The organism is Halomicrobium sp. IBSBa (genome assembly GCF_017612575.1).
GTDB lineage: Archaea > Halobacteriota > Halobacteria > Halobacteriales > Haloarculaceae > Halomicrobium.
Map to the genome: position 1 here is coordinate 435,938 of NZ_JADPQC010000002.1, position 14,670 is coordinate 450,607.

The 14,670-nt window shown below is 69.0% G+C and carries 17 protein-coding genes; 8 read left to right on the forward strand and 9 right to left on the reverse strand.

Annotation, left to right across the window (positions count from 1 at the left end; all coding sequences use genetic code 11):
* Position 1 precedes the first annotated feature (1 nt).
* Positions 2 to 490 carry an HPP family protein gene (locus tag IL252_RS08920; RefSeq protein ID WP_208627702.1) on the forward strand — a complete coding sequence of 163 codons (489 nt, stop codon included), beginning with the start codon at positions 2 to 4 and terminating at the stop codon, positions 488 to 490.
* Between the two features lie 15 nt (positions 491 to 505).
* Here IL252_RS08920 and IL252_RS08925 read toward each other — a convergent pair whose 3' ends face one another.
* The 4 genes from IL252_RS08925 to alaS all read right to left on the reverse strand — a co-directional run bounded on the left by IL252_RS08925 (position 506) and on the right by alaS (position 6,014).
* Positions 506 to 1,225 (reverse strand): type 1 glutamine amidotransferase, encoded by a 720-nt coding sequence (locus IL252_RS08925; protein WP_208627703.1) that lies wholly within the window; start codon positions 1,223 to 1,225, stop codon positions 506 to 508.
* Between the two features lie 89 nt (positions 1,226 to 1,314).
* Positions 1,315 to 2,094, reverse strand: a complete 780-nt coding sequence (locus IL252_RS08930) for an alpha/beta fold hydrolase (RefSeq protein WP_208627704.1) — start codon at positions 2,092 to 2,094, stop codon at positions 1,315 to 1,317.
* A 39-nt stretch (positions 2,095 to 2,133) separates the two neighbouring features.
* Entirely contained in the window at positions 2,134 to 3,117 is a 984-nt protein-coding gene (locus tag IL252_RS08935; protein ID WP_208627705.1) for a DUF4013 domain-containing protein, read from the reverse strand.
* A 122-nt stretch (positions 3,118 to 3,239) separates the two neighbouring features.
* Positions 3,240 to 6,014 (reverse strand): alanine--tRNA ligase, encoded by a 2,775-nt coding sequence (alaS, locus tag IL252_RS08940; protein ID WP_208627706.1) that lies wholly within the window; start codon positions 6,012 to 6,014, stop codon positions 3,240 to 3,242.
* Positions 6,015 to 6,181: 167 nt separating this feature from the next.
* Here alaS and IL252_RS08945 point away from each other — a divergent pair, with 167 nt between their 5' ends.
* Positions 6,182 to 6,655 (forward strand): DUF6789 family protein, encoded by a 474-nt coding sequence (locus IL252_RS08945; RefSeq protein ID WP_208627707.1) that lies wholly within the window; start codon positions 6,182 to 6,184, stop codon positions 6,653 to 6,655.
* On the opposite strand, the gene IL252_RS08950 is transcribed toward IL252_RS08945, so the two are convergent.
* Together IL252_RS08950 and IL252_RS08955 are read right to left on the reverse strand one after the other, a co-directional pair.
* Complete coding sequence (locus tag IL252_RS08950; protein WP_208627708.1) at positions 6,656 to 7,624, reverse strand: replication factor C small subunit; 969 nt, start codon at positions 7,622 to 7,624, stop codon at positions 6,656 to 6,658.
* Positions 7,625 to 7,684: 60 nt separating this feature from the next.
* Complete coding sequence (locus IL252_RS08955; RefSeq protein WP_208627709.1) at positions 7,685 to 8,425, reverse strand: class I SAM-dependent methyltransferase; 741 nt, start codon at positions 8,423 to 8,425, stop codon at positions 7,685 to 7,687.
* An 86-nt stretch (positions 8,426 to 8,511) separates the two neighbouring features.
* Here IL252_RS08955 and IL252_RS08960 point away from each other — a divergent pair, with 86 nt between their 5' ends.
* From IL252_RS08960 to IL252_RS08970, 3 genes are all read left to right on the forward strand, one after another.
* Positions 8,512 to 8,946: a hypothetical protein gene (locus tag IL252_RS08960; RefSeq protein WP_208627710.1), complete on the forward strand. Its 435-nt coding sequence runs from the start codon at positions 8,512 to 8,514 to the stop codon at positions 8,944 to 8,946.
* A 46-nt stretch (positions 8,947 to 8,992) separates the two neighbouring features.
* Positions 8,993 to 9,433, forward strand: a complete 441-nt coding sequence (locus IL252_RS08965; protein ID WP_208627711.1) for a DUF2391 family protein — start codon at positions 8,993 to 8,995, stop codon at positions 9,431 to 9,433.
* A 95-nt stretch (positions 9,434 to 9,528) separates the two neighbouring features.
* Positions 9,529 to 10,107: a hypothetical protein gene (locus tag IL252_RS08970; RefSeq protein ID WP_153552253.1), complete on the forward strand. Its 579-nt coding sequence runs from the start codon at positions 9,529 to 9,531 to the stop codon at positions 10,105 to 10,107.
* A gap of 412 nt (positions 10,108 to 10,519) precedes the next feature.
* Here IL252_RS08970 and glmM read toward each other — a convergent pair whose 3' ends face one another.
* Together glmM and IL252_RS08980 are read right to left on the reverse strand one after the other, a co-directional pair.
* Positions 10,520 to 11,833, reverse strand: a complete 1,314-nt coding sequence (gene glmM / locus IL252_RS08975) for a phosphoglucosamine mutase (RefSeq protein WP_208627712.1) — start codon at positions 11,831 to 11,833, stop codon at positions 10,520 to 10,522.
* Between the two features lie 89 nt (positions 11,834 to 11,922).
* Positions 11,923 to 12,153 (reverse strand): hypothetical protein, encoded by a 231-nt coding sequence (locus tag IL252_RS08980; protein ID WP_208627713.1) that lies wholly within the window; start codon positions 12,151 to 12,153, stop codon positions 11,923 to 11,925.
* Positions 12,154 to 12,238: 85 nt separating this feature from the next.
* Between IL252_RS08980 and IL252_RS08985 the strand changes: the two genes are divergently transcribed.
* Both IL252_RS08985 and rpiA read left to right on the forward strand, forming a co-directional pair.
* The gene (locus IL252_RS08985; RefSeq protein WP_208627714.1) at positions 12,239 to 12,499 is read left to right on the forward strand and encodes a hypothetical protein; all 261 of its coding nucleotides are present in this window, start codon (positions 12,239 to 12,241) and stop codon (positions 12,497 to 12,499) included.
* 80 nt (positions 12,500 to 12,579) lie between these two features.
* Complete coding sequence (gene rpiA, locus IL252_RS08990) at positions 12,580 to 13,260, forward strand: ribose-5-phosphate isomerase RpiA (RefSeq protein ID WP_208627715.1); 681 nt, start codon at positions 12,580 to 12,582, stop codon at positions 13,258 to 13,260.
* 54 nt (positions 13,261 to 13,314) lie between these two features.
* Here the strand turns inward: rpiA and IL252_RS08995 are convergent, their stop codons facing one another.
* Entirely contained in the window at positions 13,315 to 13,482 is a 168-nt protein-coding gene (locus tag IL252_RS08995; RefSeq protein ID WP_015762108.1) for a DNA-binding protein, read from the reverse strand.
* Positions 13,483 to 13,807: 325 nt separating this feature from the next.
* On the opposite strand from IL252_RS08995, the gene larB reads away from it, so the two are divergent.
* Positions 13,808 to 14,575: a nickel pincer cofactor biosynthesis protein LarB gene (gene larB / locus IL252_RS09000; RefSeq protein WP_208627716.1), complete on the forward strand. Its 768-nt coding sequence runs from the start codon at positions 13,808 to 13,810 to the stop codon at positions 14,573 to 14,575.
* Positions 14,576 to 14,670: the final 95 nt, after the last annotated feature.

The window sequence follows — 14,670 nt, forward strand, 5'->3', positions numbered from 1 at the left end:
AGTGACGGCACCGCGAGCGCTGTGGCTCCGGCAGGCGATCCGAGCGGCGACACTGCTGTCGACGCTGGCCGGTGCGGTGTGGCTCAGCGGTCTCCCCTTCCTCTTTCCGAGCCTCGGTCCCACCGCGTACCTCTTCGCGACGACCCCGGCGGCCCCGGAGTGTGCGCCCCGCCGCGTCGTCGCCGGCCACGCCATCGGCGTCCTCGCGGGACTGGTCGCGTTCCACGCGCTGGGCGCTGGCATCGGCATCGACACGCTGACCACTCCGGGGTCGATCTCGGCGCTCCGACTGGCCGCCAGCGGCGTCGTCGCCGTCGGCCTGACGACCGCCGGCATGGTCGCCACCGACACCGGCCACGCTCCCGCGTGTGCCACGACGCTCATCGTCTCGCTGGGGATCCTCACGACGCCGCGGGCGGCGCTGTTGATCGTGGTGGCCGTCGTCGTCCTCGTGGTAGAACAGCGGGTGCTCGACCGGATCGGAGTGTAGTCGGCGTCCGACCGATCAGTCGTCTGCGGCCGCGACGCCGCCGGACTCTCCCGTCGTGGCTCGCTCTCGGAGGTACTGCGTGAAGTTGTCGAACAGTCGCTTGGCCTCGCAGGCGGCGTCGTAGTTCTCGGCCGTGATCCCGTCGAGCACCTGCTTGATCCGTGCTTCGGAGAGTTGCTCGTCTTTCCCCCGCGTGACCTCGCGGGCCGTCTCCGGGTCGTACTCGGGGTGGAACTGGACGGAGAACACGTCCTCGGTCTGGAACCCGTGGATGCCGTAGTCGTTCGCAGCGAACTGCTCGGCTTCGGGCGGCAGCTCGACGACGCGGTCGGAGTGTGTGGTGAAGACGGTGAAGCGGTCGTCGACGCCGTCGAGCAGTTCGCTGGTGCCGTCGTGCTCGACCGTCCGATAGCCGATCTCGTACTCGTCCATCGGCTCGACCTCGCCGCCCAGCGCGTGAGCGAGCAGCTGGTGGCCGAAACAGACGCCCAGGAACGCCACGTCGCGGTCGACCGCGTTGCGGACCCACGCGGTCAGGTCCGCGATCCAGGGCTCCTCCCAGTAGACGGAGGCGCGGGACCCGGTGAGGAGACAGCCGTCGAACGCGAAGGTGTCGGGCAGTTCGCGTTCGGTCACGTCGTACTCGACGAGGTCGGCGTCTAGCTCCCGCCGGAAGTTCCGGCGGTTGAGCGCCCCGTCGTGGGCCGCGTTCAGCAAGGCGATCCTGAGACTCATCACTCCTAGTCAGCGGGTCGAGTCACAAAAGCGTACAGATACGTGACCGTATTTGCCGATCTCCGCGACGCCGCTGGCGGGGCGGCCGGTCACGCGTTGCTCGTCTGCTCGTCGAGCCAGCCCACCAGTGCGTCCGAGACTGCGGCGCTCTCCTCGACGAAGGCCCAGTGGCCGCCCTCGACGGCGCGGTACTCCCCTCGCGGGAGGTCCCGAGCCAGCGCCTCGCCGGCCGACGCCGGGACGATCTCGTCGTCGACGCCGTGTAACACCAGCGTGGGCAGCGTGATCTCGTACAGCGGCGGGGCCTCGAACGACCGCATCGCGGCGGCCTGTGCGTCCCACGCCGTCGGGTCGGCGTCGTCGGCCTGCCGCCACTCGACCATCTCCTCGCGGATGGTGGGGTGGTCGGTCAGGTCCGAGGCGAACGCGGTCTGCAGCGACGCCGCGAGCGCCTCGCGGTCGTCCAGCGGGGCACGGAGGTCGGCCAGCCGGTCGGTCACGGCGTCGCCGCTGGCGGCGGTCCCGAAGAGGGTGAGCGACGCCCCGCGGTCGTACTCGTGGGCGTAGGCCAGGGCGACCATCCCGCCCAGTCCCGCGCCGACGAGGTGGACCCGCGCGACCCCGGCGTCGGCAAACACTGCCTCCAGATCGGCCGCGAGCCGGTCGACACTGTAGGGACCCGGCGGCGCGTCCGAGCGGCCGGTCCCGCGCAGATCCCACACGAGGCTCTCGTAGGGCCCGGCGACGACGCCGTGTTGCCAGCTCCAGAGCCACGCACCGGCTCCCACGTCGTTGACGAACGCCACTGTCTCGCCGTCCCCGTCGCGCTCGTAGTGTACTGCGACGCCGTCGGCTGTCGCGGTCGGCATAGTCGAGCCGTGGCTCGCGAGCCCGTTGTGCGTATCGGTTCACCGAACGGGCTCGTCGGGGGCCGGCGGGACGACGCCCGCGGCGGCGGCGCTGCGGTAGTAGTACCCCCACAACACTCCCAGCGAGTAGGTGCCCCAGGCCCGGACGACGACGGGGCCGACGAGCGTGATCACCGACAGCACCGCCGCGAGGGCGACGGCGACGATCCCGGCGAGCCAGGCGAGCCACGCCCGGACGTACGTCCCCGAGGTCGCGAACCGACCGGCCGACGCCCGCGAGAACGCCGTTCGCAACTCGCCGGTCGCGGCGTAGACCGTCAGCGAGGCCGGGAACGGGTAGAGTCCCAGCACGCCGGTCGTCACGCCCAGTGCGATCCCGAGCGGTTCGTCGACGGTCCAGACCGCCGCTGTGGCCCCCCCACCGACCAGCAGGATCACCCCGTAGAGCCCCGCCACGAGCAGGGACTGGAGCCCGCCGACCAGCGACTCGCCGTAGTCGTCGAACGCCGGTCGCTCGCGCTGGCCCCGCGCGACCGCGCCACAGAGCCGGAAGCCGTACCCGACGGTGACGAGCGAGAAGACGGGCAACACGAGCGCGATCAGTTCCACGATCCCGCCGACGACCAGCGGCCGGTAGTCCTCGTCGACCGGATAGGTCGCCGCCACGCCGAACGACCAGCGATCGGCGAAGGGCGACGGGCCCGACGGGTCCGTCGACGGCGGAGCGTCGCCCGCTCCGTCGTCCTCGACCGCTCTGTCGTCCTCGGCCGCGAGCGTGTCGTCGATCCCCGCCAGTGGCTTCGACTCCTCGGCCCCGGCCCCGTTCGTGGCGTCGCCCGCCCCGGAGTCGGCGTCGTCCGTCCCAGATTCGGCGTCGTCCTCCTCCCAGGGGACCTCCGGCTCGGACGGCTCCGGAAACGCGTCTCCCGGCGGATCGATCCGGTGTCTGACCGCCTGCCCACAGGACGGACACGTCTGTGTCTCGAAATCTGTCTTCGTCCCGCAGGCCAGACAGTATGGCATCGGTCGGCCCTTCTGGACCGACGTAAAAGTAGCTTGGTGCTCTGATCGTCGGGACGGATCGCCCCGCAGCCGTGACCGAACTCGCGACTGCGGGAACAGCAAAGCAACGGGGACGGTCCCGATCAGACGTTCGCGATCTGTCTGAGGATCTCCGGTGCGTCGTCCAGTGCCGCGTCCAGTTTGTCGGCGTCTGGGCCACCCCCCTGTGCGAAGTCCGGCGGGCCGCCGCCGCCGCCGCCGACGCGGGAAGCGAGTTCGCCGACGACTTCGCCTGCGTTGACCTCGACGCCGTCGGGGACGGCGACGACGAACTGCGCACCGCTGGCACCGGAACCGAGCACGGCGATCGAGCCCTGGTCGACGACGGCGTTGGCCTGGGCCCGGAGTTCGTCCATGTCGGCGTCGATGCGCTGGACGACGGCGGTCGTGTCTGCGACCTCGACCGCCTCGCTGTCTCCGCCGCCGCTCGCGCGGGCCTCGGCGAGCTGTTCTTTCAGCTCCTCGATCTCCTTGCCGCGGGCCTTCCACTCGTCGAAGAAGCGTGCCGCCGTCTCGGGCACGTCGCCGTGTGCCACGTCGAACAGTTCGGCCGTCTCGTAGAGCGCGTCCTCGACCTCGTGGGTGGCGTCGATGGCCGCGTCCCCGGCGGCGAAGGTGAGTCGGATGACGCCGTCCTGGATCCGCTCCGTGTTCAACAGCTTGATTGCACCCACGTCACCCGTCCGGTCGACGTGGGTGCCACCGCAGGCCTGCACGTCGTCGTCGACGTGGATCAGGCGGATCTGCTCGCCGGTCGGGATCCCGCCCTGGTAGAGATCGAAGCCGTGCGCTTTCTCGGCCTCGTGGCGGTCGGGCCACTCCTGGGTGACGGCGGCGTTGTCCATCACGATCTCGTTGGCGCGGTGCTCGATCTCCTTGACCTGTTCGCGACTGATCGACTCGTAGTGGCGGATGTCGATCCGCGAGGAGTCGGTCCCCTTCTGTGCGCCGGCCTGGCGGACGTGCTCGCCCAGCACCTGCCGGGCGCTGTGGATGACGACGTGTGTCGCGGTGTGGTGGCGCATCAGCCGACGGCGACGGGTGGCGTCGACCTGCCCGCGGACGAACTCGCCGGTCCCGGGGTCCTCGTCACAGGTGTGGACGATGACGCCGCCGTGGACCTGCACGTCGGTCACCTCTCCGGTGACGTCGTCGGTCGAGATCGTCCCGTGGTCCGGGGGCTGGCCCCCGCCTTCGGGGTAGAACATCGTCTGGTCGAGCACCACGTCGTAATTGCCGTCCTCGCGGTCGAACACTTCGAGGACGACGGCCTCGAACTCCATGCGCTGTTGGTCCTCGTAGTAGAGCCGGTCGGTCTCCGGGAGTTCGTCGAGCCGTTCCTCGTGTGGGACCGTCGCTTCCTCCTCGACGGCCTGGCCGCCGCCGTGGCGGTCGGCGACGAGTCCGTAGAAGTTGTCGGGCACGTCCACGTCGACGCCCCGCTCGGCGGCGATCTCCGCGACCATGTCCGGCTGGATGCCGTGGGAGTCGTACAGCTCGATCAGCTCGGACACCGGGATCGGTTCGCCTCGCTCGGCGTAGTCGTCGGCCAACTGGCGGACCTTCCGGCCGCCGCGGTCCAGCGTCTCACGGTACTTCTCGACCTCGGTCCGGACGATGTCGCGGATGGTGTCGCGGTTGTCGTAGCCCAGCCGGTCGGCCTGCATGTCGACGAGTTCGTCAAGGGGCGCGTCGACGCCGACCGTGTCGACGAGGCGCTTGGTGCGACGCAGCACCATCCGCGCGAGATAGCCCGTCCCGACGTTCGAGGGGACGATGCCGTCGCCGAGCATGTACGCGAGCGTTCGGGAGTGGTCGGCGATGGCGTAGATGTCTTCGAGGGGCTCCATCAGCTCGACCAGCCGCGCCGTCTCGACGCCCAACTGCTCGGCCATGGTGTCGCGGGCCGCCTCGACGTCCTCGGCCTCGTCGATGTCCATGTGGCCGGCCAGCTTGGCCGCCCGGAAGACGATCTCGTCTTCCTCGTCGGTGTAGTCGAGCCCGGCGTTGTCCCGCAGGAACTCGATCATCTCGGGGTAGATCGCCTCGTAGACCGTCGGGGTTCCCTGGCTCATCCAGGTCCAGCGCTCGATCCCGTACCCCGTGTCGACGACCCGGCGGTCCATCTCCGAGTAGCTGTTGCCGTCTTTCATCTCGTAGTCGCCGTCGGGGTCCTGCTCGAACTGCATGAACACGAGCGTCGCAAGCTCCAGCCCCTGGTAGATCACCTCGAAACACGGCCCGGCGTTGCCCCCGCCGACCCACACGTCCTCGATCAGGGTCAGCTCGCTGCTGTCGACGCCCAGCTCCTCGAACAGCTCCACGCAGTACTGGACGGTCTCCTCTTTCCAGTAGACCTCGCCCTCGTAGGCGTAGCCCGACCCCTCGTCGGCGTTGAACGCGTGGTGGCCACCCATCTCGAAGGCCATCGTGTGGCGACCGGTCTTGCCGACGTTGTCGATGTCCTGCATCCGGATGCAGGGCTGGGAGACCACCAGCGGATTCGACGGCGGCGGCGACTGGCCCGTCGTGACGTGGGGCTGGAAGTCGTAGATCGACGCCTGGGTCAACAATACGTCGTCGCGCCAGCGGTTGGCGGCGACGGGATAGGGGTCGACCCGGCCGTGGTCGCGCTCTTCGAAGAAGGAGAGAAACGTCTCGCGCATCTCTTCGAGCGAGAGGGTCTCCTCGAAGCCGGGGTCGTCGATGAAGCCGTACTCGGCACAGGGTGGCTCACCGCACGTCTCGCGGGAGGCGTCGCGCGTCCAGAAGTGATCGCCACACGTCCCACACTTCAGCCGCTCGAACCCCTCCTCCTCGAAGTAGTCGAGTCGATATTCGTCGGCGAGGTCGCTCATTGGGATACTGTTGGCCCAGCAGCGGGTAAAACAGTTCCGAAGGCTCAATCCGTGACAGCCGGCGTGACGCGCCGTCTGCCGACGCCGTTGTTAAGCGTTCCCCGGTCGTGCCAGACACGCCACGACCACCACACGAGTTTTATCTTCCCCTTCGATCCTCCGGTCGCATGTCAACAGAAAACGTCGACGCGCAGCGAACCGCGGCTGGGACCGCCGACTGGAAGGCCGGCGTCCTCGGTGGTATCGCTGGCGCGCTCGCGATGGGTGTCCTGGTGCTGGTGATGAACGACGCGACGCTCGCCGTCGCGATTCCGTCGCTGTACGGCCTCGCGCCGCCGCCCAACCCCGGCCTCGGGATGGCCGTCCACGTCTCTCACGGGGCCGTACTGGGCGTCGGCTTCGCCGCGCTCGCACAGGCACTCGACGTGCGAGAGGCGAACCGGCTCGTCGGACTCGGCCTCGGATGGGGCGTGCTCACATGGATCGGGCTGGCCGCGCTGGTGATGCCGGTCTGGCTGAGCGTCGTCGGGTCGCCGGCCTCGCCGCCGTTCCCGAACTTCGCGCCGCCGTCGCTGCTGTGGCACGCCGTCTACGGGCTGGTGCTGGGCGTCGTCGCGGCCGCGCTGGGAACCCGGCTCTGATCAGTCGTCTAAGCTCAGCGAGGCCAGCATCGCTTCGAGCTGGATCCGCTCGTTGGCTCCCTCGGTGATCCGGTAGTCCGTCTCGCCGACCCGATCGAGGATACGGACGGCCTGCTCGTCGGGCACGTCGAACTCCCAGATCGACCGGTGGAGCTGGTCGATGATGTCGCCACCGGCGATCCCCTCCTCGGTGATGAGATCGTCCAGCTGCGCCCGAGCGGCCGTGAAGTCGCCGTCGATGGCGTCCTGAACCATCCCCTGGATGACCTCCGGACGGGCCGTCGAAGTGATCGCGAAGACCGCTTCTTCGTCGACCACGTCCCCCGAGACCGAGGCCGCTTGCAGGCCGTTGATCGCCTTGCGCATGTCGCCCCCGGCGGCGTAGACCAGCGCGTCGACGCCGTCGTCGGTGAGTTCGATCCCTTCCTCGTCGGCGATGTGGCGGATCTCTTCCTCGACGGCCTCGTCGCCCAGCGGCGAGAAGCGGAAGACGGCACACCGGGACTGGATCGGATCGATGATCTGGCTGGAGTAGTTACACGACATGATGAAGCGGACGTTGTTCGAGAACTGCTCCATCGTCCGGCGGAGTGCTGACTGGGCGTCAGAAGTAAGCGCGTCTGCCTCATCAAGAAATATTATTCGGTAATCGACGCCGCCGAAAGAAGTGCGGGCGAAGCTCTTGATCCGGTCTCGGACCACGTCGATCCCGCGTTCGTCGGAGGCGTTCAGTTCGAGGAAGTGCTCCTGCCAGTCCTCGCCGTACAGTTCCCGGGCGATGGCCGTCGCGCTCGTGGTCTTGCCGGTGCCGGCCGGCCCCGCGAACAGCATGTGGCTCAGATCGTTGCGATCGACGTAGCTCTGCAGGCGCTCGACGATCGTCTCGTGGCCCACGACGTCTGCCAGGGTCTGCGGGCGGTACTTCTCGATCCAGACTTCCTCCCGACCCGAACGCTCGACCTCGCTCATACCCTATCGGAGGGTGGGACCGTCCTTAACTGGTTTGAAACTGCCAGCCTCGACGGAGCGCTACTCGGGAACGACGCCGACCGTCAGTAGCGTGCCGTACTCGCGGTATCGCTCGACCATCGCCGCGCGCGTCTCCCAGTCCTCGGTCGGGAACTCGCTCTCGGCGGGGATCTCCGTCTCCGTGTCCGGAATCCGGTCCTGGCCCGCGACGGCGAAGCCGGCCTCGCGGAACGCCTCGCGGTACTGCTGTTCGCTCCACAGCAGCATCGGCACGCCGACCAGTTCCTCCCACTCGTGGGAGTGGACGTGCTCCTCCCACCGGTTGACGGCACAGTAGAAGGTCCCGCCGGGGCGCAGGACGCGGCGGAGTTCGTCGAGCACCGTGTGGGGGTTCTGGGCGTAGTAGAACGCCTCCATCGACCAGCAGTGGTCGATGCTGTCGTCGTCGAAGGGCAGGTGCTCGAAGTCGCCGACGGCGAAGGCGACCCGCGGGTCGTCGGTGTAGGCGCGTGCGTTGTGGGCCATCTCCGGCGCGACGTCGACGCCGTAGACGCGACCCACGTCTTTCGTCTCGCGCAGGGCACGGCCGGCGTAGCCGCTGCCACAGCCCAGATCGAGGACGGTGTCGCCCTCGTCTCGCGGGTCACCACGCTCCCCGCTCGACCGTTTCGAGGCGCTACGCGCCTCGCTCTCCACCGGCATCCGGGCCAGCGCGTGCTTGGCCGTGTGCCAGTGGCGCTCTTCCATCCCCTGATCTTTGCCCGAACGAGCCCACTCGTCGAAGGCGTCGCTGACGCTCATACCCGAGCGAACGCGGGGACGGGACAAAGGCGGTTCGGACGGTCGCGATCGTGACACGTATGTTCCGCCCGCGATGGTGTGGAACTATGATCGTCCGATCCGTCGCCCTCCCGTTTACCGACCGGCCGGCACTCCTGATCGGCGTACTCGGGGCTTGCTTCGTCGGTGGTCTGTTCGCGTTACTCGGCTACTGGGTCTACCGCGACGCCAGCGCCCGCGGTCGACGGAACCCGATCCTGGTGGTTCCGGTGGCTCTGTTCGCGCCGTTCGGGCTCCTGCTGTACCTCTACCGTCGGCGTCGCTGGGAGCGAGAGCACCCCAAGACCGCGTGGGATCGCCGCGTCGAGACGGCACTCGTCGCCATCGGCGGTGCGTTCGTCGTCGGGGTCCTAGTGACCCCACCGGACCCATTCACGCAGATCCTGGCGCTGCCCGTGCTCACGACCGCGGCTCTCCCCCTGTCGTACCTGCTCGTCTACCGCGAGGGCTGGACGCGACTCCGGCGTGCCCTGTCGCCGTGACCGTCGAACACAAACCGTTTTCCCGGCCCGCCGCCCAGACCACGGCATGACACGGGCACCGCGCTATCGAATCGCCGACAGTGCGCAGCAACTCGTCGGCGGGTTCCTGCTGGCCGGTCCCTTCGTCGTCACCGAGGAGGTGTGGGTGCTGGCGGCGAACATGACCGACGCCCACGCGCTCCTCGTCGTCGCCATCGTCTTCGCGATCGGCTACGGCGCGCTGTACAAGGCCGACGACGACCGCGATCCCGACACCGAGGCCGAGGTCGCCGGTGTGCCGATCCGGTTCGTCTCGCTGATGGGCGTCTCCTTTGGCTCCGTGGCGATCCTCGCGCTCGCGTTCACCGCACCGCAGACGTTCCTCGTCGAGGCGGAGATCCTGGCGGAGCCGACCCAGCGGAGGGTGTTCACGACCACGCTGAAGGCCGTCTCCGTGGGCGCGATCTTCAGCGTCGTCGGGGCCGCGACCGCCGACAGCGTCTTCTGAGCCCGTCGGACCGCTTGCCCGATCGGTGTGGTCACATCTCTCGTCGGGGGAAACGACCGATACTCTAAAGCGCGCCGGGCACCCTTTGCGACCACATGGAGTATTCCCTCGCCATCGAGAACACGCCCGAGTCGATCCCGGGCGGGACGGGCATCCTCTTGTTGCATCCCAGCACCGGCGAGACGGACCGACTGGACACCGACTTCCTCAGTACCGACACCGACCACCTGCTGGTCGTCTCGACGCGGACGACGGCCCGCGAGGTCGAACAGAAACTGGAGTACTACGAGGTCGACGAGGACCGGGCGACCATCCTCGACACGCTGTCCGTCGAGCGCGGGTACACGCGCCGGAAGTCCGACAACGTCCGCTACGTCTCCGCGCCCGACGACTGGGAGGCCATCGTCGACGAGGCCGAGACGTTCCTGACTGATCACGACGGCAAGCTGCGGGTGACCTTCGACTCCGTCACGGAACTGATCTACTACGCCGACGAGGACCGCGCCGTCCAGGCGCTGGAGCGGCTCCTCGACCTGCTGGCCGACCACGACGCCGTCGGGATGTTCCACCTCGCTCGCGGCGTCCACGACGACGAGACGGTCGACCGCTTCCGGGAGCTGTTCGACGGCGTCGTCGAACTCGACGAGGACGGCTCGATCACCAGCCAGTTCTGATACGACCGGCCGTCGCTGTCCGCGCCGAACCGCGACCCGCGCTCGCATCGGAGGAACGAACCATTAAGAGGCCAGATTCCCTTGTTGAGAGACGTATGCCGGAATGCCAGAACTGCGGGAACTTCGTGACGGCTGATTACGCACGGGTCTTCACACCCAACGGGGTCGATGCACCGCGGGTCTGTCCGCAGTGCGAGGACAAGATTCGCGACGGCGCGGGCGTTCGGGAAGCCCGGTCGAAACGGCGCGGATAGTCTCCGATCGTCGCGCGGTCTGACAGACACGCGAACGCTGCGGGTTCTCTCGTCTCACGTCGCGGCACAGTCGAGTGCGCCCAGCGAGCGCTCGGCCGGGCAGCTCTGTCGGTCTCGTACTGCCGGCTGTCACTGTTACAGACTTACAGCCGGCAGTATCACTCGCGAGCCCCAGCGACGGCGTCGCGCGCGATCTCGAAGGCGTCCGTCGCTCGCCCCTCGTCTCGTGCCTCGGCGGTGATCCGGATCAACGGCTGAGTCCCGCTGGCCCGGACCAGGAACCACGCGTCTCCGAGGTCGACCCGAACGCCGTCGAGCGTCGCCACGTCGTCGTACTCGGCGGTGATCCGGTCGGCCAGGCGGTCCACGACGGCGTGCTTGTCCTCGACCGCGACGCTCTCGCGGCGGATCGGATAGTCGGGCACCGCGGCGACGCGTTCCCGGAGTGGCTCCTCGGCGTGGAGCGCCACGAGCCGGCAGGCCGCGAGCGGTCCGTCCGGACACAGCGTCTGGTCGGGCCAGATCCAGGCACCGCTGGGCTCGCCGCCGAAGGCGACGCCCGACTGGCTCGCTCGCTCGGCCACGTACACGTCGCCGACCGGCGTGTACGCTACCGACACGTCGGACTCGGCGAGGAAGTCCGCGACCGCGAGGCTCGTGTCGACCGGCACCGCGACGGTGTCGCCGGGCGACGCCGCCTCGCGGGCGAACACGGCCAGCAGTTCGTCGCCGGAGACGAAACGCCCGTCGGCCGTCGCCGCTCGCAGGCGGTCGGCGTCGCCGTCGTGTGCCACACCGAGTTCGGCGTCCGTGTTCGCGACCAGCGCCGACAGGGACGCGCAGTTGTCCGCGGTCGGTTCGCTGGGACGGCCCGGAAACGAGCCGTCCGGCTGGGCGTTCAGCGTCTCGACCGCACAGCCCAGCCGCTGGAGCGCGTCGACGCTCACGCCGCCCGCGCCGTTGCCGAGATCGACGGCCACCGGGGGTGCGTCTGCCGGAGCGAGCGAGACGGCGTCGGCGATCGTCCGCGCGTGGCGCTCGCGGCCGTCCCACGTCGTCCGCGTGCCGAGCCCGTCCCACGCTTCGAGGTCGGCGACGCCGTCGCGGACCCGCTCGGCGATCCGCTCGCGCCCGGCCTCGTCGAACGCCTGGCCGGAGGGCTGCCAGAGCTTGATCCCGTTGTCGGGCGCGGGGTTGTGCGACGCCGTGATCGCCGCCCCGGCGTCGGCGTCGCGCCACCCTACCGAACGGGCGACCGTCGGCGTCGCCGCCACTCCGAGGTCGATCACGTCGGTCCCGGACTCGCGCAGTCCCGCCGCCAGCGCGTCGGTCAGTAGCTCCCCGGACTCGCGCGGATCGCGCCCGACTACCACCCGATCGGCTTCGACGCCCAGCGCCCGCCCCACGTCGAGGGCGAGCTCCGCGGTCACCGCCTCGCCGACTGGTCCCCGGATACCGCTCGTACCGAACATACCGGCAGGTCGCGAGAGCGTGATAAAAAGTATGCGTCGTCTAGCCGACGACCTCGTCGCTTCGCCCACGACACAGTCTCGCCCGCCGATCACTCGGTGAGCGGGAGGACGATCCCGAACAGGAACGGAGTCACGAGCGCGATCACCAGGCCGACCAGCTCCAGGTCGAACAGCAGTGTCTGCTCCCAGCCCGGGATCGGGCCGCCGGTCGCACCGGCGGCGATCCCACCGAGGCCGCCGATCGCGAACAGGGCGACACCGAGGAGGAAGCTTCGTTTCGTCAGCGCCGCGTAGTCGACGTTGCCGTACCGTCCTGCCATAGTGTGAATTCCGACGACGGAAGTCATAGTCGTTGCGATCCCGCGAACCAAAAGGTACTCGACAGCGACTCTGGTGGGTCCGTACATGGACTCGGAACTGTTCGATCTGTTTCCCGAACTCGTCGAGTTGCTCGTCGCGGGCCTGAGCACCGCGGTGCTGTCGGTCGCCGGCACGTACGTCGAGCGGTTCGCGTTCGCGACGATCCAGACCGGCGACACGACCGCAGGGGCCTGGGCGGCCTTCATGGGCGTCGCGATGCTCTTTCTCGCCTACGTCGTCGTCACCGACCGCCTCGTGCCGACGCTGTTCGAGGTCACGGGACGCGTGACCGGTTCGCCCGAGTGATACGGAACGTTGTAGTTACTTACCGGTGCGCGTCGCCACGGAGAACAAACGTTTTGTCCGCGTCCGTGGACCCTCCGGGCATGAAACAGGGCGGAAGCGACGACGCGAAGCGCGCGGCGGGAGAATCGGCCGCCGAGGCCGTCGAGGACGGCATGGTGGTCGGACTCGGGACCGGCTCGACCGCGGCCCACGCGATACGGGCCATCGGCGCGGCCGTCGACGCCGGGCTGGACGTGACCGGGGTTCCGACATCGTTTCAGTCCCGCGAACTCGCGCGGGACGCCGGGATCCCGCTGACCGACCTCGACGCCGCCGAGATCGATCTCGCGATCGACGGCGCGGACCAGGTCGCTGGCGGCGACCTCGTCAAGGGCGGCGGCGCGGCCCACGCCCGCGAGAAGATCGTCGACACGGCGGCCGACCGGCTCCTCGTCGTCGTCGATCCGACCAAGGAGGCGGACGTGCTCGATCACACGGTCCCACTCGAACTGCTGCCGGCTGCCAGGCGGCCCGTCGCGACGGCCGTCGAGCGACTCGGCGGGGAGCCGACGCTTCGCCGCGCCGAGCGCAAGGACGGGCCGGTCGTGACCGACAACGGCAACCTCGTGCTCGACTGCGCGTTCGGTGCGATCGCCGACCCCGCCGCGCTGGCGGCGGACCTCGCGACGATCCCCGGCGTCGTCGAGCACGGCCTGTTCGTCGACGTGGCCGACGAGGTCCACTGTGGGACCGACGACGGTGTCGCCGTCAGAGAACTGTAGCTCGGGCGCTGTGGCTGGTCGGTTCGCGTCGAAAAAATCGATCGGGTGTCGACCTTACAGGTCGCGCGGCTGGACGGTCTTCCGGTCGTTGGCCTCGGCTCGGCGGGCGGCGTCTGCGAGCAGCTCCTCGACCTCGTCGTCGAGGGCTGTGTAGAAGTCGGAGGCAACGTTCATGTCATCGAGCTCTTCCTTCACGGCTGCTTTGACGATTAGGTCTGCCATACAGAGAACGTGTTCCAGGTGCCATGTTAAATACTTTCCTGAATCCTGGCCCTCTCGCCGGTATTGACGGGGGTTTGAGCCACTTTGACACTCGGCAGCCCATATAAACTACGGTGGTCTGGCTCGCCTCGGGCGGCCTCGACCACCGAAACCGCCGCTGGCGACCGCTGGTGTGGCGCTCGCGCGCGAACGCGGCGGGCGAACAGTTATACTGCCGGCTGTCACTTCGTGACGAGCTTCGCCACCCGGGGTGGCGAAATCATTCACAGACGTACAGCCGGTAGTATTAGGAAAGAGTCGAGTGTGCGCGCTCCAGAGAGTGGGTATGCGCGAACTACTCGACGCCGTCGCCGCGGGCCAGGTCACGCCCGCCGAGGCCGAGGCGGAACTGGCCGGCTACGCCACGGGTGAGGCCGGTCGATTCGACGCGACCCGGGAGCAACGCTCCGGCGTCCCGGAGGCGGTGCTGGCGGACGGAAAGACACCGACGGAGGTCGCACAGCTGGCCGCGACCGCGCTGTCGACGACCGGTCGAGCGATCGTCACGCGGGCCGACGAAGCCCAGGCCGGTGCAGTCCGCGAGCGACTCGACGACGTGGCACCGGCGGCGACGCTGTCCTGGTCCGAGCGCTCCCGCTGGCTCGTGGCCCACGGCCCGGAGTACGACCGACCCGACCTCGACGCCAGCGTCGGCGTCGTCACCGCCGGCACCTCCGACGCGGTCCCGGCGGGCGAGGCGGCGATGATCGTTCGCGAGATGGGGGCCGACGTAGAGCGCGTCGACGACGTCGGCGTCGCCAGCCTCGTCCGCGTCGTCGACCAGCTCCCGGCCCTGCGCGAGCAGGACGTGTTGATCGTCGCCGCCGGTCGCGAGGGGGCGCTGCCGACGGTCGTCGCCGGCCTCGTCGACGTGCCGGTGATCGGGCTCCCGGTCTCGACCGGCTACGGCCACGCTGGCGAGGGCGAAGCGGCGCTGTCCGGCATGCTCCAGTCCTGTACCGCCCTCTCGACGGTCAACGTCGACGCCGGCTTCACGGCCGGCACGCAGGCCGGGCTGATCGCCCGCCAGATCGACGATGCGAGCGGTGCGTAACGCCCTAACTGTGTTGGCATGTGAGGCTATGGAACTGGCTCCCATACGTACGAGTGCCGGACGCCGAGAAACCGGCCCCAACCATGCCAGAGTGC

Bases quoted from the DNA above. Each gene is read 5' to 3' on its own strand.
- IL252_RS08925 (WP_208627703.1), bottom strand. From the start codon at position 1,225: ATGAGTCTCAGGATCGCCTTGCTGAACGCGGCCCACGACGGGGCGCTC.
- IL252_RS08930 (WP_208627704.1), bottom strand. From the start codon at position 2,094: ATGCCGACCGCGACAGCCGACGGCGTCGCAGTACACTACGAGCGCGAC.
- IL252_RS08935 (WP_208627705.1), bottom strand. From the start codon at position 3,117: ATGCCATACTGTCTGGCCTGCGGGACGAAGACAGATTTCGAGACACAG.
- alaS (WP_208627706.1), bottom strand. From the start codon at position 6,014: ATGAGCGACCTCGCCGACGAATATCGACTCGACTACTTCGAGGAGGAG.
- IL252_RS08945 (WP_208627707.1), top strand. From the start codon at position 6,182: ATGTCAACAGAAAACGTCGACGCGCAGCGAACCGCGGCTGGGACCGCC.
- IL252_RS08950 (WP_208627708.1), bottom strand. From the start codon at position 7,624: ATGAGCGAGGTCGAGCGTTCGGGTCGGGAGGAAGTCTGGATCGAGAAG.
- IL252_RS08955 (WP_208627709.1), bottom strand. From the start codon at position 8,425: ATGAGCGTCAGCGACGCCTTCGACGAGTGGGCTCGTTCGGGCAAAGAT.
- IL252_RS08960 (WP_208627710.1), top strand. From the start codon at position 8,512: ATGATCGTCCGATCCGTCGCCCTCCCGTTTACCGACCGGCCGGCACTC.
- IL252_RS08965 (WP_208627711.1), top strand. From the start codon at position 8,993: ATGACACGGGCACCGCGCTATCGAATCGCCGACAGTGCGCAGCAACTC.
- IL252_RS08970 (WP_153552253.1), top strand. From the start codon at position 9,529: ATGGAGTATTCCCTCGCCATCGAGAACACGCCCGAGTCGATCCCGGGC.
- glmM (WP_208627712.1), bottom strand. From the start codon at position 11,833: ATGTTCGGTACGAGCGGTATCCGGGGACCAGTCGGCGAGGCGGTGACC.
- IL252_RS08980 (WP_208627713.1), bottom strand. From the start codon at position 12,153: ATGGCAGGACGGTACGGCAACGTCGACTACGCGGCGCTGACGAAACGA.
- IL252_RS08985 (WP_208627714.1), top strand. From the start codon at position 12,239: ATGGACTCGGAACTGTTCGATCTGTTTCCCGAACTCGTCGAGTTGCTC.
- rpiA (WP_208627715.1), top strand. From the start codon at position 12,580: ATGAAACAGGGCGGAAGCGACGACGCGAAGCGCGCGGCGGGAGAATCG.
- IL252_RS08995 (WP_015762108.1), bottom strand. From the start codon at position 13,482: ATGGCAGACCTAATCGTCAAAGCAGCCGTGAAGGAAGAGCTCGATGAC.
- larB (WP_208627716.1), top strand. From the start codon at position 13,808: ATGCGCGAACTACTCGACGCCGTCGCCGCGGGCCAGGTCACGCCCGCC.